Below are 18,649 nucleotides of genomic sequence, written 5' to 3' on the forward strand. Positions count from 1 at the left end.
CGATCTGTGTGGGGTGATGGGTGGTCGTGCGGCGCGGTCCCCGGCCGCTATCGCTCCTGGCCCACGGGCCCGGAACAGCGTTCCGGCCACTGCGGGCCGCCGTCGGCGCGGAAGCCCTTGGCCAGCGCCTCCTCGAGGTGCGTGAGGGCCTTGAGGTCCAGCCCGCTCAGTTCCTCCGACCCGTCCATGTAGGCGGTCGCGTTCCCGGGGAGCTCCCGCAGCAGTACGACGGAGGGGCCGGCGGGCACGCTCCGTACCCCCAGTACCCGGAAGCCGGTCCCCGGTACGAAGACGATCTCCTCGTACGCCTCCGTGGAGCCGCCCGGCCGGTCGAGCAGTTGGCGCACCTTGCGTCCGGTGACGGACCAGATCGCATAGCGCCCGGGGACTCCGGCCGGGAGCACGGATGATCCTGCCAGGGCGCTGACCGGAGCCGGATCGTGCAGCAGCGTACCGACGACCGGTTCGGGGCCGTCCGTCTCCCCGCCGCGCAGCGCCACACCCCGGTAGGAGGGCAGCCGGCGCAGAGCGGACGCCAGACAGCCGGCGTAGGGCAGCAGGCGCCCCTCGCCGGTGTGCAGGTCCCGGATCAACTCGCGGTGGTGCAGCGGCCCTTCCTCGGCGGTGAGATAGGCGTGCGCGGCGACGAGGTCGGTCCGGGCCGCCTCCAGTTCGTGACCGCGCAGCGCGGGCATCCGGGTGAGCACCCGGGACACCGCGGCCGCGTGCCCCTCCCAGGCGCCGACGGCGGCGTCCCGGAACGCGGCACGTTCCGCGGCACCGCTGACGTGCCCGGGCGCGAACGGGAGGGCGACGCGGTGCGCGGCGGGCGCCTCACCGCCCCGGCCCCGCGGTCCCGTCGGTGCCCCGGCGCGCACGGCCCGGCCGCCGGCCGCCTTGCCGACGCCGCCGTCCGGGCCAGGACCGACACCAGCACCAGCACCAGCGTCCGGACCCGAACCGTCGGCTCCGGCGCGCGCCCCGGCCGGGGAGGCGGACCGGGCCTCCGTGGTCACCGGCGCGCCGTCCGGCGACGCGACGGGCCCGGAGGCGGCAGGGCCGACGTCCTCGGTGGCCCGCCCCCGCGGAAGGGGCTCCGAGGGCACCTCGGACACGGCCGCCCCGCGCGCCGCTTCCCCAAGTCCGGCGCCCTCCGGGAGAGACCCCGTCGGCACACCCACCGCCACGGCGTCGGTGTCCGCGTGAGCGTCGGGGGACGCCACCGGCTCGGCGGCCGAAGGGCCGTTCGAGTCGGCGGTCCCGCCGCCCCGAAGGGCGTCCGGGGACCCGGCGGGCTGGGACACCGGCGCCTCGGGCCCGGCGGCCCGCGGGGCGGGCTCGGCCTCGTCGTCGCGGCGTACCGTCCCGCCGTCGGGTCCGGCGGTCGGCCGGGGGACGGCGGTGGTACCCGATCCGGCGGCCACCCCACCGGGCGGCGGAACCCTGACGGGCTCGGCGGCCGAGGACCCGCCCGCGGCCGCACCGGGCCGACGCGCCGCACCGGCGTCCGGCCCGGCCGCCGCGACACCGGCGGTCGTACCCGGCTCACGCGTCACGCCACCGGACGCAGAAGCCTCACCGGACTCGGCGGCCCCGACGGCCGTCGGGGCGGCCGCACCCGTCCCGGGCCGCCGGCCCGACGCGCCCGGCGGCACGGCGCGGCCGGGCCCGGCCGCAGGCCTGGCGGGCTCACGGCGCGCCCCGGCGCCGGGTCCCGCGGACGGCAGGGCGGCCGCCGTACCGGGCCCGTGGGTCGCGGGCGGCCGAGCTCCACCGGGTCCGGCGGCCCCGTCCACCCCGGGGGACGGCGGCGCGGCGGCCGGACCGGACCCGTGGGCCACCCGCCCGGGCGGTGGAACACGGCCGGGCTGCGTGGCGGTGACCGGCCGGCCGGTCACCGGGCCGGGGTGCGAGGGCCGGCCGGTGGTGACGTAGCGGATGTTCGGTACGCCGTGTTCGGCGGCCAGGCGGCGCAGGGGGCCGTCGCCCGCCAGGAGTCCGCCGCGGACCAGCAGGGTGGTGCGTGACCGGACGTCGGTGCCGAGGCCGTGCAGGAGGCGGGACAGAGCGGGCAGCAGGGAGTCGTCCAACGGCTGTCCCGGCAGGCCCAGTTCGATGGCGCAGGCCTCCGGGTCGACGGCCGGGCCGAGCGGTCCGGGACGAGGGCCGTCCGGTGCCCACAGGGCGAGACCGGCCCGGGTCACCGTCGCCTGCCAGCGGTCCGTCAGCCGTACCGTCCCGCGTTCGCCGCCGCCGAGCAGCCAGTCGGGCGGATGGAGCTCCGTCGGCCTGGGTACGGGGGCCCGCCCCTTCGAGTCGACCGGCCCGCAGACCACGGACGACACGAACGGCCGCCAGCTCGGCCTGCCGTCCAGCCCGACCAGCGTGGGCCGGGGAGGCGTTCCGGGCGGTGCGTGGTCGTCGAGCAGGGGCAGGCCGGTGAGCACCTCCACCTCGGCGCCCAGCAGGTCGGCGACCGACTGTCCGAGCCGCAGCAGGTCGCGCCGGCCGCCGGGCGCGAGGCGGGCGCGGGCGCGGTGCGCCCGGGGCAGCCCGGCGAGGACGGCGGCGACCTCGTCGGCGGCGACGTCCTCCGCCCGCGGGGCACCGACCACCACCGTCAGGCGCTCGAAGTCGACGGGCACGGAGAAGCACAGGTCGTCGGGGGCCGGGCCCGGGGCCTCGGCCGGGCGTATCACCACGCCGGCCGGGACGCGGTCGACGACACAGCCGCCGGCGGTGCGCTCGGGCATCGCGTCCAGCGCCTCCTCCCAGGCCGGCGCCGGGGCGCGCCGGCCCAGCCTCCGCGGTTTCGCACCGGGCGCGAACCGCCACCAGCCGCACTCGGTGCGGGGGTCGCCGTGGACGAAGAGCGTGCCGCCGGGTGTGATCAGGACGGCCCCGTCCGGAGCCGTCACCTCCAGTTCCCAGGCGTCCGCGATGCGCCGGGCGACGCAGGGCTGCTCCGGCCGGTCGGCGCCGGCGCCGGACATGACGAGCCGGACCCGGTCGGTGCCCCGCGCGCGCAGGGAGTCCAGCAGCGCGCCCAGCCGTGCCCAGTGGTCGGCGTCGGGCGCCCCACCCCCGGCGGAGCCCACGATCACCGTGACGACGTCCTCCTCCCGGCCGACGGCGCCCGCCACTTCGGCCACCACGTCCAGGGGGAACGAGTCGTCCTCGACCGAGCGCACGAGCAGCACGCCGTCGACGTCCTCGACGGGCGGGCCACCGGCGCTCCGGTTGCCGGTGCCGTTCGCGCCGTCGGCCGGGAGCACCGTGCCGCGGCCCGGGCCGGAGCCGGTCCTGCGTCCCCGGCCCGGCATCACGGAAGACCAGCGGCTCACGCGTCCGTCCCCCCGGCCGGGTGGACGGCCTCGGTCAGCACCCGCGCGGTACGGCCCGCGGACGCGGCGGCGAACGGCCGCTCCCCCGTACCGTCCCGGACGGCGTCGCGCACGGCGTCGGGGTCCAGCAGCATGCTCACCGCGGCCGGAGGGTTCAGATACAGCGCGTGCCCCTCGGGGATGCGTGCCAACAGGTCCTGTACGCCGACCAGTTCGAAGGCGAAGCGGCCCGCGGTGTGCAGGAACACCGACGAGGTGAACACCGGCACCACCGGTGTCCCGTCCGGCGCCGCCGCACCGAGCGGGCCGCCGCCCGGCGCCGTCAGCACGGCCACCTCGCGCCCCGCCAGCGCGGCCGGCACCGCCTCGCCGGGCCCGTATCCGGTCGACGCGAGCTGGACGGCGCGGTCCACCTCGTCCTCCGGTTCGGGCCAGCCGAGCGCACGCGGGGAGGGCCGGTAGGCGGGGTTGTCCTCCCACTCGACGATCTCGCCGTCGAGGCCGGACCGCCACCGGCCGGTCATGGCCCACTCCGGGGGCCTGCCCGCTCCGGACCACATCGGGTCGACGACCCCCAGCCAGTGGTCCGGGGCGAGGCGGCCCGCCTCGCGGATGTCGTCCGGAACGGGCGGAAGCGCCTCGTCCTGCTGGCTCATCACTGTCCTCATTCGGTGAATCGGGGCGACACCGTGGTCCGTGCCGTGTCGTCCGGGTCGTCGTGCCGGAGGAGGCCACGCGCGGTCGCGGCGTCCGTGACGACTCCGGTGAGCAGTCCGGACCTCAGCGCGGCGCGGACCGCTCCGGTGGCGTGTCCCCCGGTCGTGACACCGATCAGCTCCGCGACGCCACGGAGTTCGGCGGTACCGACCGTGATCGTACGGGTGTTCAGCTCGGTGGGCATCACCCGGCCGGCGGTGTCCAGGACGTGGCCGGCCATCTCGGCGCACGCTCCCGCCGCCCGGAGCGTCTCCCGCTCCCGCTCGGACAGGGCGCCGTACACCGGGGAGTGCGGGGCGTCCCAGCTGCCGATGCCGACGACGGCCTTGGTGACCAGGCCGAACCGGGCCAGCGTCTCGGCGGTGGCAGGCTGGCTGCGCAGCACGGCGGCCGTCGCCGCGTCGGGCAGGAGGAACGGGGTGTGGAGCGGGAACGCCCGCCCGCCGCCCGCCGCCGCCGTACGGCGGACCGCGGTGATCGCGGCGTCGTGGGCGAGGTCGCGCCCGTACACCCCGGTCAGCTGGACCACGTCGCAGGGCGGCAGCCTGGTGACCGTCTCGCTCAGCGCGTCCGCCGCGTCGCTGCCGTCCAGCCCGAGGACGTCGCCCTCCTCGGCGATCTCCGACAGCAGCCGGGCCGCCGCCGTGCCGAGCCAGCGGCCGCTCTGCCGCCGGTCCGTGGAGGACGTCGTACCGCTCTCGTTCCGCCCCAGGTTGACAACGATGCCGTGGCGGAGTCCGAACCGCTCGGCCAGCGTCCGCCCGAGCGGGACGTCGATCTCGGCCGGGACGGTGATGTCGATCCGCACGATGTCGTGGGCCACGGCCGCGTCGAGGAGGCGGGCCACCTTGAACCGGCTGATGCCGAACTCCTTGGCGATCTCCACTTTCGAGCGGTGTTCCAGGTAGAAGCGCCGGGCGACGGCGGCGGCGAGGAGCGTGTCGATCGGCGCGGGTGACGCGGCCACCCCAGCCGGTTCGGCCATGTCGTCTCTCCGCGCTCTCGTCGTCCGTCAACTCACACCGATTACCGGCCAAGTTCATCTGTGCGAGGTAAGCAGAACATGACAGGGAAACGACACCCGGGTGACACCAGGGACACCGGAGAGCACCGACACCGAACGGTCCGTCGACAGAGGGCTGTTCCCGCACCGATCCCTCACATCTCCCCACGGGATGCCACAACTGACGTCGGAACGGCGGTCGTCGCCGGAGGAACGGCACACCACCCCCTCCTGCGCGCACCACCGGTCAGGCGATCACGGATCCCAACGTACCCACATACAGGCTCCGTTGACACCCCGCGCCCCACATGCTTGCATCCCGCCATGCCGTTCCCGCAGCCGGAACCCCTGACTCGCCGCCGCGCCGTGGACCTCGTCCGCGTGGCCGCCGCGCTGTGTCGCACGAACGGCTGACCGCGCGCTCCTCCTGACGTCTTCCGTCACCCGCCGCTTCGCGCGCCGGCAGTACCGGCACGGGCCGCCCCGGCGCGAGTCCGCGTACCGCCCCGTCCCGCTCCGCGGCGCATCCGTCGTGCTCCTTCGCCCACCATGACGAGGAACCGCCATGTCTTCTCCCGCTCCCGCCGGCCACCACGAAACCGACTACGACCGCCGAAGGCTGCGTCAGTGGCTCGACGGCGAGGCCAGGGCCGACGGAGTCAGCCGCCGCCGGCTGCTCACCCTGCTCGCGGCCACCGCCGCCGGGACCGCGCTCGGTGCCCCGCGCCCCGCCCACGCCGCCGGCGCCGCGGACACGCCGATCGTCAAGCCGCTGCCGCCCGAGTGGTTCGTCCAGCGCGGCACCAACGCCGAGACCCGCTGGGAGGCGCTGCGCGGCACCGGCCACCACACCCCCAACGACCTGTTCTTCGTGCGCAACCACACCTCCACCCCCCGGCTGTCCGCCGACGACTGGCGGCTGCGGCTGTGGGGCAGCGGGCTGCGCGGCGCCCCCGGCGAGGCCGAGCCGGTGGAGTTCGGCTACGACGACCTGCGGGCCCTGCCGGCCGTCACCCGTACCGCCTTCGTCGAATGCGCCGGGAACGGCCGCTCCTACTACGCCACCCAGCAGGGCGACACGGTCTCCGGCACCGCATGGACCCTGGGCGCGATCGGCGTCGCACGCTGGCGGGGCGTGCGCCTGGCCGACGTGCTGCGCAAGGCCGGACTGTCCTCGCGCGCCGTGGACGTCCAACCGCGCGGCCTGGACGCCGAATACCTCAGCGGCGGCGAGAACCTGGGCCGCGTGCGCCGTCCCCTGCCGCTCGCCAAGGCCCTGGACGACGTCCTCCTCGCCTACGAGATGAACGGCGAACGGCTCCCGCCCGACCACGGACATCCGGTACGCGTCCTGGTCCCCTCCTGGATAGGCATCGCCTCCATCAAATGGGTCGGCGACATCGAGGTCTCCGCACAACCGCTCTACTCGCCCTGGAACACCACCTTCTACCGGCTCTTCGGCCCCGCCCACCCCGAGAACGGCAGCGCGCCCCTCACCCACCAGACCGTCAAGAGCGCCTTCGAACTCGCCGACGGCGCCACCCTCACCGCCGGCCGCACCCACACACTCCACGGACGGTCGTGGTCGGGCACGGGCGCCATCTCCCGTGTCGACGTCAGCACCGACGGCGGGGCGAACTGGCGGCCGGCCCGCCTGCACGACCGGCCCCGCGCCGGCACCTGGACCCGCTGGTCCCACACCTGGCACCCCCGCACACCCGGCGCCACCCACCTGCTGGCCCGCGCCACGGACACCACCCACCACACACAGCCCCCGAGCGCCACGCCCAACGTCCACGGCTATCTCTTCGACGCGGTGGTACGGCACCCCGTGACCGTGCTGTGACGGACGCCGGCCGGCGTGGGGCGGGAGGACGTCGGCCGGCGCGCGACGGCGGGAAACCGGCCCCGGCACCGCGGGTCGCGGCGAGAACCGCCGGACCGAGGTGCCCCTCACCCGCGCCACCGGCCGCGGACACACCGGTCGACCGCCCACCGCGTCCGCCCACGGCCACGACGGCGCCCCGTCCGGCGCGGCCGGCAGCTCGCGCCGGTGACGCGCCGGACCGGTGCCGCCCAGGCGCACGATCCGCCGCGGTCGTCCTCAGCCCCGCTCCCGCGCGTCGAGGTCCGCAAGCCCCTGTTCCCAGCGTCGTCGGCGCTCGTCCTCGGACTGCTCCCACCAGGGAGTACCCCGTTCGCCCAGCGCGACCTTCGCCCGGTTCACCCGTGCGCGAGCCGCCCGCTCGGCCTCCGCGTCACCGGCGGTCGTCGCGGAGCGCACCGCGCGACGGGCCGACATGAGGTGGCGTCGAAGACGAGCGGCGGTCTCCTCGGGGAGGGACGGATCGGTCGCCCGCCACTTCCGTCCCTTGATGACGACGAAGTGCCCGTCGGGGGTCTTCTCCGGTGACTGGTGTGCTCCCACGCGAACGATTCTGCCCACTCGGGTCCGCCCCGGCACGGCGTCGGGGCGGGATGCCGGGGCGCGGCGCCGAGGCCCAGGTGCCGGTGGCGGCCGGACGGGGCTGGGAGACCGGGCGGAGCTCGGAGACAGGGCGGGGCTGGGAGACCGGGCGGGGCTGGGAGGTCAGGCCCCGTCGGACCGCTTCCCGTGCGGGTCGGAGGCGTTGACCGCCGCGACGACCCGGTCGTAGTCGCCGCGGGCCTCTCCGTAGCGCAGGAACTTCACCCGTTCGACCTGGATCTCCTTCGCCTCGGGCTGCGTCTCCAGCAGGGCGACGGTCTCGGCCACGAACTCGTCCAGCGGCATGGCGAGCTCGTTGTCCTCGTGACCGGGCAGGAGGGCGGTGCGCACGGCCGGCGGCACGAGTTCCACGACCTTCACCGAGGTGCCGGCGAACTGCAGCCGCACGGACTCGCTGAGCATGTGGATCGCCGCCTTCGACGCGTTGTAGCTCGGGGTGGCCTTCAGCGGCGTGAACGCGAGGCCCGAGGAGACGGTCATGATCGTGGCGTCCGGCTGCGCCTGCAGGTGCTCCACGAACGCGGCGATGAGCCGGATCGGGCCGAGTACGTTCGTGGTCACCGTCGACTCCGCCGAGGCGAGGAACGAGGCGGGGTCGCGCCAGTCCTCGACGTTCATGACGCCGGCCATCGTGACGAGGACGTTGAGGGCGGGGTGATCGGCGAGGACCTCCTTCGCGGCGGAGGCGATGCTCGCGGCGTCCGTGGTGTCGATCCGCACCGTGCCGATGCCGGGGTGCTCGGCCGCGATCCGTTCCAGCAGTTCGGCCCGTCGGCCGCCGACGACGACGGTGTTGCCCCTGGCCCGCAGTTCGAGGGCGAGGGCGAGCCCGATGCCGCTGGTGGCGCCGGGGATGAAGACGGTGTTTCCGGTGATGTCCATGCCTCGACTGTGGCCGGTTCGGCTCCGCGGGTGCAGAGACCGGTCATCGGGGGATCGGCGGTCCCTGGCTCGCCCGCCGTGTCCGGGCGACAATCGATCTCATGGACCGTGCAGCACTGGCCGACTTCCTGCGGCGCCGCCGCGAGGCGCTCCAGCCCGAGGACGTCGGGCTCCCCACCGGCGCGCGCCGCAGGGCCCCGGGGCTGCGGCGCGAGGAGGTCGCGTCCCTCGCCGTGATGTCGACCGACTACTACACGCGGCTGGAGCAGCGACGCGGTCCGCAGCCGAGCGAGCACATACTGGCGTCGCTCGCCCGGGCGCTGCGGCTGACCGGTGGCGAGCGCGACTACCTGTACCGGGTCGCCGGGCACAACGCTCCGGTGGCGCTGTCGTCCTCGGCCCACGTCGCCCCCGCGCTGCTGCGCGTGCTGGACCGCCTCGACGACACTCCGGCGTGCGTCCTGTCCGACCTCGGGGAGACGCTCGTGCAGAACAGGATGGCCGCCGCCCTGCTCGGCGACGCGTCGGGCCGCACGGGTCTCGCCCGCAGCGCGGTCTACCGCTGGTTCACCGATCCCGCGGAGCGGTCGCGCTACCCCGAGGCCGACCGCGACCGCCACAGCCGCGCCGAGGTCGCGAGCCTGCGTGCCGCCTACGGGGTGCGGGGCCCACGCTCCCGGGCCGGCGAGCTCGTGCGCACCCTGCAGAGGACGAGCGAGGAGTTCACCACGCTGTGGGAACGGCACGAGGTGGCACGGCGCTTCGAGGACCACAAGACGCTCCTCCATCCCGAACTCGGCGCGCTCGAACTGGACTGCCAGGCGCTGTTCACCGAGGACCAGTCCCAGACCCTCCTCGTACTGACCGCCCCGCCACGGACGGAGAGTCACGAGAAGCTGCAACTGCTCGCCGTACTGGGGCTGGACCGCTTCGCCGAGTCGGAGTCCGGTGGCTGAGGGGGGGGCACCGGCCGCGTCAGCGACGCACGCCCACCCGGCCCGGCTGTCCGCAGACCGACTGACTGCCTGACTGCCTGACTGCCTGACTGCCTGACTGCCTGTCCACGACCGGCCGGGCGGTCGCCACGCGGGGACGGCATGCCGGTCGTGAGGACCGCACATGCCTTCGTGGGCCCGCCGGTACCGGTGCCGTCGTCCCGCCGTGCGGTCATCCCGGTCGACGTTCCCGCAGGTCAGCGCGGTAGGTGTCCCGTCATGGCCGCACTTCGGCCGCAGCGGTGGCGTTCCGTTCCGTCACGCGCCACCCTGCTCTCGCCACCCGCGCCGTTCCCGCACGTCCTCGTCCCGGTGGTCCTCCCGGCCCCTTGAACACACGGGTGACCACACGGGCCGCGGCAAAGGACGCGGACGAGCGCGACGGTCCGTCGCACGGCGGCCCGTCACGTGATGCCACATCAGGTGACGGTACGTCAGGTGGCGCTGTGTCAGAAGAGGAACCGGCAGTCGAAGGAGAACCTCGCCGCCATGAGAAGACTCGCGTCCCCCGTCCCTGCCGGGGGCGAAAGCCCGGCACACCGGCACACCCGTCGCACCGGGCCGGGGTGGCGGATCCGGATCGGGACCTTCGCCGCCACCGCGGCGATGGTCTCGGCCGGCATCGTCCTCGGGGCCGGTCCGGCGGCGGCCGTACCGGCCCCGGTCAGGCTGACCTCCGCCTCCTGCCCCGACGAGATCGTGCAGGGCCAGATCAGCGGCTGCGTCACGGAGTTGCAGAACCTGCTCAACGCGCACGGCGCCGGCCTGGTGGCGGACGGCCAGTTCGGATCGGCCACGCTCCACGCGGTCCGTGAGTACCAGGCCGCCACCGCGATCGCGGTCGACGGACGGGTGGGCCCCGCGACCAAGAGCAAGCTGTACGCGACCGGAGGCTCCGCACCCGCCCCCGTCGACCTCCGGTCCGCCTCCTGCCCCGCGGACATCGTCCAGGGCGCCAAGGGCGGATGCGTCACCGAGCTCCAGCGGCTGCTGCGCCACCACGGCTACGCGGTCGACGTGGACGGCGACTTCGGCGCCGGGACGGCGAGCGCCGTCCGCGGCTTCCAGTCCTCCCGCGGCCTCACCGCCGACGGCCAGGTCGGCACGGACACCAAGCGGGCGCTGTACGACACCGACGAGTCACCGTCGACGGGCCTGGACCTGAGGTCGACGTCCTGCCCGGAGAACATCGTGGAGGGACAGAGCGGCGGCTGCGTCGCCACGCTGCAGTCCCTGCTCAACGGCAAGGGGTACCACCTCGACGTCGACGGCGGCTTCGGCCCTCAGACCCTGACGGCCGTGAAGGCGTTCCAGTCCGCGAGCGGCCTCACCGCCGACGGCCAGGTCGGTCCGAACACCAAGGCCGCCCTGTACGCGAACATCGGCGGTGGCGGCGGCAACGGCGCGCCCGCGCCGGTGAACCTGAACTCCGCCTCGTGCCCGAACGAGATCGTGCAGGGGCAACACAGCGGCTGTGTCACCGAGTTGCAGAGCCTGCTCAACCACCACGGTGCCGACCTCGCCGTCGACGGCGAGTTCGGACCGCTCACCGGCAGCGCCGTCAGGGACTTCCAGGCCGAGAAGGGCCTCTCGGCCGACGGCCGTGTGGGACCGAACACCAAGGCAGCCCTGTACGGCACGGTCACCCCGCCGTCGTCGCCCCCGCCCGGCGGCGGCTACGCCAAGATCCTCGACGTGGCCCAGGCCGAGGCCGGCACGGTCGAGGGCAGCGCCCGCGCGAACAGCTACGGCGCGGCCGTGGGTCTTTCGCTGTCCACCAGCGACTACGCCTGGTGCGCGACCTTCGTGAGCTGGGTGGCCAGGCAGACCGGGGCCAGTCCCTACCGCAACTCCTACGTCTCGGGCTGGGTCAAGCAGGCGCGCGCCGGCAACTACCACCTGTCGGTGACGACCAGCCCGCAGCCGGGTGACATCGTGGCCTTCGACTGGGACGGCGGAAGCGACTTCACCGGCGGCAACGAGCACATCGGCATCGTGCGGACCGTGGCCGGAGCGTCCTTCACCACCGTCGAGGGCAACACGGGCGACCCCGACGGCGACAACGACGGCGTCTACGTCAAGTCCCGTACCACGAACAGCACGTACGACGTGGTCTTCATCCGGGTCCGCTGACCGGTACGCCATATGACGCATTGACCCCACAGCGCCGTCACGGTTGCATGCTGGAGATCCTCCGGTGGGAGCCGGCGGAGAACCGTGTTCCGCGAGGGGGGAAAATGAGGGGAAACGCGAACCGGGGAACCACCGGACGTGTGCGGGCCGCCCTGAGCGCGGCGGTCGTGGTCTGCGCGGTCACGGCGGTCCTGCCCGAAGCCGCCTCGGCCGACTCCACGGCCGTGGCGGGCGTCGCGGACACCGGCGGAGCCGGCGTCGAGAGGATCAGTGTCGCGGACGACGGCACCCAGGCCGACGGCGACTCCGCCGGCGCCTCCCTCACGCCCGACGGCCGCCGCGTCGTCTTCTCGTCGTCGGCGACGAACCTCACGCCCGACGGCACGACGGGCGGCGACCGGGTGTACGTCCGCGACCGGCACACGGGGCAGACCCGGCGGCTCGGGGCCCTGTCCCCGATCGAACCCCCGGTGATCAGCGGTGACGGGGAGTACGTCGCCTACTCGGGACGGTGGTTCAACGACACGCGGATCCGCCTGGACCAGGTGAGCACGACACGGGAGATCTCCGTCACCTGCTGGTACAGCTGCAGCCAGTCGTCGCTGAGCGCGGACGGCCGCTACGTCGTCCATGCCGTCACCTCCCCCAGGCAGCCGTCGTTCGGCCAGCGCGTCGAGCTCCAGGACTGGAACGCCGGCACCAAGGACACCGTCGCCCGGTTCGGCCACACCCGGCCGTCCCGGCCGTCCGTGAGCGGCGACGGCAGTCGTGTCGCCTACCAGGACGGCGGGACGGAGGACGTCTTCGTGTGGGACCGGGCCGGAGGCACCACCTCCGGCCCGATCGAGGGCCCGTCCGCGGGGGCGACGCTCGTCCAGCTCAGCGACGACGGCGGCAAGGTCGTCTACCTCTCGGGCCCCGACACCTACGTCCACGACATGAGCTCGGGCACCGCCCGACGGGTGCCCGGCGTGCGGGGTGTGGCCATCGATCCCACCGGCCGCTATCTGCTGTACGCCCCGCACGACACGAACGGACCGTCGCTCACGCTGCGCGACCTGTGGACGGGCACCGACGAGACCGTCTCGGACCAGCCCGCTTCGGCCGGGACCGACGCGGTCAGCGCCGACGGGCGCGAGGTGGTCTTCCAGTCCACGGCCGACGACCTCGTGCCCGGCGACACCAACGGGAGGTCGGACGTCTTCGTCCGCCGCTTCTCCTGACCGCCCCGGCTCCCACGGCCCGGCGGGAGCCCTCCCCGGCGGACCGCGGGTGCCCCCGCACGGCGGACGGCGCTCTTCGGGCCGTGCGGCGCTCGGCTGCCGGAGCGGGGGCGGGTGCGGTCGCGCCCGGCGGTGTCGGGGACGCCCACGCGGTCCCGCACCCCGGCCGCCCGCGCACGGGTGGCGCGGCGCGGGACGCCTCGCCCCGGACGGACACGTCCGATCGGCCGGCCGCCCGTCGGAGGGACACCTGCGGGGCGGTCCCGCCGCCCCCGCGGGAGAGGCCGCTGTCGGGCGGCGGCGGTCCACGGACACCCGCCGCCCGGTCCGTCAGCCGGCCTCGGCGGGCTCCGCCCGGGTGGCGGCGACGCGCTCCGGTCCGCTCACGCCGTCACCGCCGGCGGCGGATTCCTGAGCGAGCCGCTCCATGCCGCTGGTGGTCTTGAGCGGCTTCTCCTTGACGAACAGGACGGCGATGAGGGCCAGCAGCGCGAAGGGGGTGGCGACGAGGAAGAGTTCGCCGGTGGCGACGCCGTAGGCCCGCTCGACGATCTCCCGGATCGGGGCGGGGAGGGTCGTCATGTCCGGGAGCGCGCCGTGTCCGGCAGCGCCCCCGCCGCCGCTGGGCACTCCGGCGTCCCGCAGGCCCTCGCTCATCTCCGTGGCGACGCGGCTGGCCAGGATCGCGCCGAGCACGCTGGTGCCGATGGTGCCGCCCAGGCTGCGGAAGAAGGAGAGCACCGAGGTGGCGGCGCCCAGTTCGGAGGCCTGTACGTCGTTCTGCGCGGCCAGTACGAGGTTCTGCATCAGCATGCCGACGCCGACGCCCATGACGGCCATGTAGAGGCTGAGCAGGCCGAAGTGGGTGTCCTCGCCGATCGTGGCGAGGAGAGCGAGGCCGGCCGTCATCAGGACGCCGCCGGCGATGAGGAAGACCTTCCACCTGCCGGTCCTGCTGATGATCTGTCCGGCGACGGTGGAGGAGACCAGGAGTCCGAGGATCATGGGCAGGCTCATGAGGCCGGCGACCGTCGGGGACTTGCCCAGGGAGATCTGGAAGTACTGGGAGAGGAAGACGGTGCCGCCGAACATGGCCAGGCCGACGAAGAGGCTGGCGACGGTGGTGAGCGTCACGGTGCGGTTGCGGAAGATGCCGAGCGGGATGACCGGTTCGGGGACGCGGGCCTCGACGAGGACGGCCGCGACGAGCAGGAGCAGTCCGCCGCCGGTGAGGGCGGCGGTCTGCCAGGAGGCCCAGTCGAAGCTGTTGCCGGCCAGCGACACCCAGATCAGCAGCGTGCAGACGCCGGCGACGATCAGGAAGGCGCCCAGGTAGTCGATCTTCGCTTCGCGGCGCACGGTGGGCAGCTTCAGGGTGCGCTGCAGCAGGACGATCGCCAGGAGGGCGAACGGGACGCCGATGAAGAAGCACCAACGCCAGCCGAGCCAGTCGGTGTCGACCAGCACGCCGCCGATGAGGGGTCCGGCCACGGTGCCGACGGCGAAGACGGCACCGAACATGCCGGCGTACTTGCCGAGCCTGCGGGGCGGGATGATCGCCGCCATCACGACCTGGGCGAGGGCCGTCAGGCCGCCGGCGCCGATGCCCTGGGCGACGCGGCTGAAGATCAGCAGTCCGACGTCGTGGGAGAAACCGGCCAGCAGCGAGCCGACCACGAACAGGCCCAGGGAGATCTGCAGGAGCAGCTTCTGGTTGTAGAGGTCGGCCAGTTTGCCCCACAGCGGGACCGTCGCCGTCATCGCCAGCAGCTCGGCGGTGACGACCCAGGTGTAGGAGGACTGGCCGGCTCCCAGGTCGGCGATGATCCTGGGCAGGGCGTTGGCGACCACGGTGCCGGCCAGGATGGAGACGAACATGCCGGCCATCAGCCCGGACATGGCCTGGAGTATCTGCCGTTCCGACATGGCGGTCGGTGGCGCCTGGACCGGCGCCGCTGTTGAGTTCACAGCATCCTTCTCGGGGTTCGTTGTCGGAGCACCGGCCGCACGCGAGGGGGCGGCCGGTGCTCTGGGTGGATCCGCTCGTCGGACCGATCGGGTGGGATCGTCCGCTTCAGCGGCCGGTACCCCGAACGGGGGGTTCGGGGAAGCCTGCGGCGAGGTGCTCGAACGTCTCGCGGAAGACGTCGGCGAAGGTGGCCTCCGCCTGCCGGACGCACCAGTGCTCGACCGCGATGCGGACGGCGGTGCCGCCGACGGCGGCCAGGAGGCGGGGGTACAGGGCCAGGGCGTGCCCGCGGTCCTGTTCGTCCGGTGCGGTGCGGGTGGGACGGTCCGGGGTGAAGAGCGGTGAGCCCGCCCCGATGCGTTCGGCGATCGCCTCGGCGAGGAGGAGTTCGTCCGCCATGTGAGCGCTGAGGGTCCGTGCGAGCAACTGGGGGTTCCTGCCGAGGACTTCCGCGTGCAGTCGCCACAGTTCCTGCTGTTGCTCGACCTCTTCCAGCTCCGTCGCCAGGGCCTCGCGCAGTGCTTCCAGCGGGGGGCGTCCGGCGGGTGCCGTGAGGACGGCGTGGCGGACGCGGGCTCCGGCGTCCGCGCCGATCATGACGAAGACCTCGTCGCGGGAGTCGAAGTAGTTGAAGAACGTGCGTGTGGACACCCCCGCCGCCGCGCTGATGGCGTCGACGGTGACGTTCTCGACTCCCTGCCGTGTCGCCAGGCGGATGGCCGCCTCCACCAGAGCGGCACGGGTGGCCCTCTTCTTGCGTTCCCTGAGCCCGCTCCGGGCGGACGCCCCCTCTGCCATGGCTGCATGGTACGCAAAAATGCAGAGCCTGCAAAAATAGCGGGCGCGTCACCGCGGTCCGCGCGGCCGCCGCGGCTCCCCGCCGCGCCCGGCGGCGCGCGTCCCGCTCATGCCGCCTCCTCGCCCGCGTCGAGCTGCCGGAGGTAGCGAGCCTGGTCGGCGAGGAACCCGGACACGTACAGCTTCCTCGGCGCGAGGACCGCGGTAGCCGTCAGCCGCAGCCCGCTGCCCTCGACCCGGTGGTCCACCAGCGAGTGGGTGGCGTCGGGGTAGCGCGCGACCCGGAGCGTCCCGGCGGGCAGGAGTCCGCGGTAGACGGACTCCGTCTCGGCGACGTCGACGTTCACGTCGTGGCCTCCCAGCACGAGCAGGACCGGGGTGCCGCGCGCGGCGCGCAGATCACCGACCGCGTCGGCGGTGTGGTTCCTGCTCACGAACCCCCATCGGGCACGGGACATGGCCTCGTCGTCGCCGACCGCCGCCCGGTACTCCTCGAAGGACGCGCGCCGCCGCAGCAGGGCCAGTGTCGTCTCCCGGCGCCGCAGCGCCTTCGCGATCCGTCGCTCGTCGGCGCCCTCCGCGCGCAACTCGGCGAGCAGGTTGTAGCGGCCCTGGCGGAGCCAGTTCACGGCCGGGGAGACGGCGATGACGAAGCGTATGCCCCGGTCCCTCGCGGCGACCTTCGGCAGCACCCAGCCCGCCTGACTGGCGCCCCACAGGCCGATGCGCCGGCCGTCGACGTCGGAGCGGCCGCGCGCCCAGGCGACCGCCGCCAGGGTCTCCTCGGCGCGGTCGTCCATGCTCTGCCGCAGCCAGTCGCCCTCCGATCCCGCGACGCCCGGCTTGCTGAACGACAGCGAGGCGTACCCGGCGCGGGCGAAGGACTCCCACAGGGGCCGGTAGTACGTGTCGTGCGTCGCGTCGACCGGCCCGTCCCCGTGGACGAACACGACCAGTCCGTACGGTCCTCGCCCCGCCCTCGGACGGGCCAGCACCCCCTCCAGCCGGTGCCCGTCGTGCGTGAGCACCACCCGCTCCTCGCGCAGCGCGTAGCTGTTCTGCCACACCACCACTCCGCCCAGGCCGGCGACCACCAGCAGGACGGCCGCCAGCGACCACCGCAGCCGACGCCACCGGCGCCCCGTCAGAGGTTTCCCACGTCGTTCGCGCACGACGCCTCCATATCGTTCATATCGAAAACGCTCGTTCCGAAGATGAACGTACTACACTCGATCGAACGAGAGAGTCCCATGAAGGAGGACCGCCATGGATCCGATCCGTACGGCCGGCCGGCCGGCGGCAGCGCCCCGCACCGGTGCGGTGACGTGTCTGCGCGGCGTGCCCGAAGGCGCCGAGCGGCAGGTGGCCGCGCTGTACTGGGAAGCGTTCGGCCGCAAACTCGGTCCCGCGCTCGGCCCCCCGGACACCGGGCGGGCGTTCATCGCGCGGCACCTGCACCACGACCGGTGCGTGGCGGCGGTCGTCGGCGGAGAGGTGGTCGGCGCGGCGGGCTACCAGCTCGGCGGGCGGGCACTGACCGGCGGGACGGCGGCGGACGTCCTCTCCGCCTACGGCCTCCTGCGGGGCCTGCCGCGCCTCGCCGTCCTGGCCCTGTTCGAGCGCGGACCCGCCGAGGGCGAACTCGTCATGGACGGCATCGCCGTCGACGCGAGGCACCGGGGCGGCGGCATCGGCGGTCTGCTGCTGGGGGAGATCGCCGCCGTGGCCGCCGAGAACGGCTGCCGGCGCGTCCGCCTGGACGTCGTCGACACCAATCCCCGTGCCCGCGCCCTGTACGAGCGCCACGGCTTCGTGGCACGGCGCACCGAGCAGACCCCCTGGCTGCGCCGCCTGATGGGTTTCGGTGCCGTGACCACCATGCACCGCCCCGTCTCCGCGGCGGACCGTGCGGCCGGGAGGACGGCGTGACGCCCCCCGGCGCCGCGGCGGGCGGCGGCGGGCAGGAGCCGGAGACCCGGCCGGAGATCCCCACCCGTCTGCTCGTGCACGCGCTCGTGCGTGAGGACGGCACCGTCGACGCCGGCCTGCTCTACGGCGTCGCGGGCCTGCTGGGCATGACCGACCAGCAGGTGAGGCTGTGCGTCAGACGCCTGGTCGACGAGGGCCGGTTCACCCAGGAGGGCCGCGGCCGCAAGGCCCTGCTGCGCGCCGTCGCCGACCCGACCGGCGCACTGGCCCCGGACGCGGACCACGTACGCCACGCCTACCGCCAGGACGCCGGACTCGCTCCCTGGGACGGCACCTGGCACCTGTTCGCGTTCGCCGTCCCCGAGTCCCGCCGCACCGCCCGCGACGCCCTGCGCGACGCCCTCCTCCACCTCGGCGCCGCACCCCTCCAGGGCGGTCTGTACGTCACCGCCAACCCCGTCACCCCCCTCGTCGAGGCCCATGCCCGGCACCTCGACGTCCTGCCCTCGGTCGCTTTCCTCACCAGCACGGACCTTCGCGTCGGCACCCTCGCCGAACCGCCGGCCCTGGCCGCCGCGCTCTGGCCGCTGGAGGAGATCGCCGCCCGGCACGAACGGCTCGCCGCCTTCGCGCGCCGCTGCCTCGAGATCCTGGACGGCTCCGATCCGGACGAACGGCCCGGGCCGGCCGGCCGGGACAGCGGGGACGGCCCTGCGGCGGGGCGGCTGACCATGGCGGTGGAACTCGCCGCCGAGTTCACCCGTGCCATGGAACCCGATCCGCTGCTGCCGCCGGAGCTGCTGCCGCGGCCCTGGCCCGGTGCGACGGCACGCCGGCTCGCGGCCGACTGCTGGCGGCGGCTCCACGAGGCCGGAGCCGCCGCCGCGGAGGAAGGCGGCGGCCTGCGCCTGTTCCGGCTCTACCAGGACGCGCTCGGCGCTCCGGCCGCGGAGCCCGCCGACGCTCCGTCCGACGCGTGACGGCCCCACGGGCGCGGGGCCGGCGCCGATGTGCGGAAGCCGCGCTCGCGCCCCGTCCGGACCGGCGAACGGGCTCTCGAGCTCCCCGCCGCACGCCGGCCCCCCGAGCGCGGAGGACACCGGTGGATCACTCGTGGACACCGCGCCCGCGCGGTCCTGCCGAGAGGTGACGCGCAGGCGTCGTCGGC

The 18,649-nt window shown here is 74.6% G+C and carries 14 protein-coding genes; 6 read left to right on the forward strand and 8 right to left on the reverse strand.

Annotated elements, in window-relative coordinates:
* Window positions 1-47: 47 nt before the first annotated feature.
* The 3 genes from ACZ5FU_RS34090 to ACZ5FU_RS34100 are packed head-to-tail and all read right to left on the reverse strand — an operon-like array spanning window position 48 to window position 5,046.
* Window positions 48-3,344 (reverse strand): hypothetical protein, encoded by a 3,297-nt coding sequence (locus ACZ5FU_RS34090; RefSeq protein WP_469047829.1) that lies wholly within the window; start codon window positions 3,342-3,344, stop codon window positions 48-50.
* Entirely contained in the window at window positions 3,341-4,000 is a 660-nt protein-coding gene (locus ACZ5FU_RS34095) for a type VII secretion system-associated protein (RefSeq protein WP_451530443.1), read from the reverse strand. The genes ACZ5FU_RS34090 and ACZ5FU_RS34095 overlap by 4 nt, the downstream gene beginning before the upstream one ends.
* Window positions 4,001-4,008: 8 nt before the next feature.
* Window positions 4,009-5,046, reverse strand: coding sequence for a sugar-binding transcriptional regulator (locus tag ACZ5FU_RS34100; protein WP_451780124.1), 1,038 nt, complete (start codon window positions 5,044-5,046; stop codon window positions 4,009-4,011).
* Window positions 5,047-5,629: 583 nt separating this feature from the next.
* Between ACZ5FU_RS34100 and ACZ5FU_RS34105 the strand changes: the two genes are divergently transcribed.
* Window positions 5,630-6,910 (forward strand): sulfite oxidase, encoded by a 1,281-nt coding sequence (locus ACZ5FU_RS34105; protein ID WP_451780122.1) that lies wholly within the window; start codon window positions 5,630-5,632, stop codon window positions 6,908-6,910.
* Between the two features lie 258 nt (window positions 6,911-7,168).
* On the opposite strand, the gene ACZ5FU_RS34110 is transcribed toward ACZ5FU_RS34105, so the two are convergent.
* Window positions 7,169-7,492, reverse strand: a complete 324-nt coding sequence (locus tag ACZ5FU_RS34110; RefSeq protein WP_451780120.1) for a hypothetical protein — start codon at window positions 7,490-7,492, stop codon at window positions 7,169-7,171.
* Between the two features lie 162 nt (window positions 7,493-7,654).
* Window positions 7,655-8,434, reverse strand: coding sequence for an SDR family oxidoreductase (locus ACZ5FU_RS34115; protein ID WP_451530447.1), 780 nt, complete (start codon window positions 8,432-8,434; stop codon window positions 7,655-7,657).
* Between the two features lie 101 nt (window positions 8,435-8,535).
* Between ACZ5FU_RS34115 and ACZ5FU_RS34120 the strand changes: the two genes are divergently transcribed.
* The 3 genes from ACZ5FU_RS34120 to ACZ5FU_RS34130 all read left to right on the forward strand — a co-directional run bounded on the left by ACZ5FU_RS34120 (window position 8,536) and on the right by ACZ5FU_RS34130 (window position 12,785).
* On the forward strand, window positions 8,536-9,390 hold the full coding sequence (locus ACZ5FU_RS34120) for a helix-turn-helix transcriptional regulator (RefSeq protein WP_451530448.1): 855 nt from the start codon (window positions 8,536-8,538) through the stop codon (window positions 9,388-9,390).
* Window positions 9,391-9,918: 528 nt separating this feature from the next.
* Window positions 9,919-11,562, forward strand: coding sequence for a peptidoglycan-binding protein (locus tag ACZ5FU_RS34125; RefSeq protein ID WP_469047832.1), 1,644 nt, complete (start codon window positions 9,919-9,921; stop codon window positions 11,560-11,562).
* 104 nt (window positions 11,563-11,666) lie between these two features.
* Entirely contained in the window at window positions 11,667-12,785 is a 1,119-nt protein-coding gene (locus ACZ5FU_RS34130; protein WP_469047833.1) for a WD40 repeat domain-containing protein, read from the forward strand.
* Between the two features lie 330 nt (window positions 12,786-13,115).
* Here ACZ5FU_RS34130 and ACZ5FU_RS34135 read toward each other — a convergent pair whose 3' ends face one another.
* From ACZ5FU_RS34135 to ACZ5FU_RS34145, 3 genes are all read right to left on the reverse strand, one after another.
* A complete protein-coding gene (locus tag ACZ5FU_RS34135) occupies window positions 13,116-14,711 on the reverse strand; it encodes an MDR family MFS transporter (protein WP_451530468.1) in 1,596 nt (531 codons plus the stop codon).
* A gap of 148 nt (window positions 14,712-14,859) precedes the next feature.
* Window positions 14,860-15,552 (reverse strand): TetR/AcrR family transcriptional regulator, encoded by a 693-nt coding sequence (locus ACZ5FU_RS34140; protein WP_451530451.1) that lies wholly within the window; start codon window positions 15,550-15,552, stop codon window positions 14,860-14,862.
* Between the two features lie 107 nt (window positions 15,553-15,659).
* A complete protein-coding gene (locus ACZ5FU_RS34145; RefSeq protein ID WP_469047835.1) occupies window positions 15,660-16,724 on the reverse strand; it encodes an alpha/beta hydrolase family protein in 1,065 nt (354 codons plus the stop codon).
* A gap of 94 nt (window positions 16,725-16,818) precedes the next feature.
* Here ACZ5FU_RS34145 and ACZ5FU_RS34150 point away from each other — a divergent pair, with 94 nt between their 5' ends.
* The gene (locus tag ACZ5FU_RS34150) at window positions 16,819-17,481 is read left to right on the forward strand and encodes a GNAT family N-acetyltransferase (RefSeq protein ID WP_469047836.1); all 663 of its coding nucleotides are present in this window, start codon (window positions 16,819-16,821) and stop codon (window positions 17,479-17,481) included.
* Entirely contained in the window at window positions 17,478-18,461 is a 984-nt protein-coding gene (locus tag ACZ5FU_RS34155; RefSeq protein ID WP_469047838.1) for a PaaX family transcriptional regulator C-terminal domain-containing protein, read from the forward strand. The genes ACZ5FU_RS34150 and ACZ5FU_RS34155 overlap by 4 nt, the downstream gene beginning before the upstream one ends.
* The last annotated feature ends 188 nt before the right edge of the window (window positions 18,462-18,649 follow it).

This window comes from Streptomyces sp. NPDC031554, from assembly GCF_055580685.1.

Excerpts from the sequence above, each read along its gene's own strand:
- ACZ5FU_RS34100 (WP_451780124.1), bottom strand. The coding sequence starts at position 5,046 with ATGGCCGAACCGGCTGGGGTGGCCGCGTCACCCGCGCCGATCGACACG.
- ACZ5FU_RS34105 (WP_451780122.1), top strand. The coding sequence starts at position 5,630 with ATGTCTTCTCCCGCTCCCGCCGGCCACCACGAAACCGACTACGACCGC.
- ACZ5FU_RS34140 (WP_451530451.1), bottom strand. The coding sequence starts at position 15,552 with ATGGCAGAGGGGGCGTCCGCCCGGAGCGGGCTCAGGGAACGCAAGAAG.
- ACZ5FU_RS34150 (WP_469047836.1), top strand. The coding sequence starts at position 16,819 with ATGGATCCGATCCGTACGGCCGGCCGGCCGGCGGCAGCGCCCCGCACC.
- ACZ5FU_RS34125 (WP_469047832.1), top strand. The coding sequence starts at position 9,919 with ATGAGAAGACTCGCGTCCCCCGTCCCTGCCGGGGGCGAAAGCCCGGCA.
- ACZ5FU_RS34135 (WP_451530468.1), bottom strand. The coding sequence starts at position 14,711 with ATGTCGGAACGGCAGATACTCCAGGCCATGTCCGGGCTGATGGCCGGC.
- ACZ5FU_RS34120 (WP_451530448.1), top strand. The coding sequence starts at position 8,536 with ATGGACCGTGCAGCACTGGCCGACTTCCTGCGGCGCCGCCGCGAGGCG.
- ACZ5FU_RS34130 (WP_469047833.1), top strand. The coding sequence starts at position 11,667 with ATGAGGGGAAACGCGAACCGGGGAACCACCGGACGTGTGCGGGCCGCC.
- ACZ5FU_RS34095 (WP_451530443.1), bottom strand. The coding sequence starts at position 4,000 with ATGAGCCAGCAGGACGAGGCGCTTCCGCCCGTTCCGGACGACATCCGC.
- ACZ5FU_RS34115 (WP_451530447.1), bottom strand. The coding sequence starts at position 8,434 with ATGGACATCACCGGAAACACCGTCTTCATCCCCGGCGCCACCAGCGGC.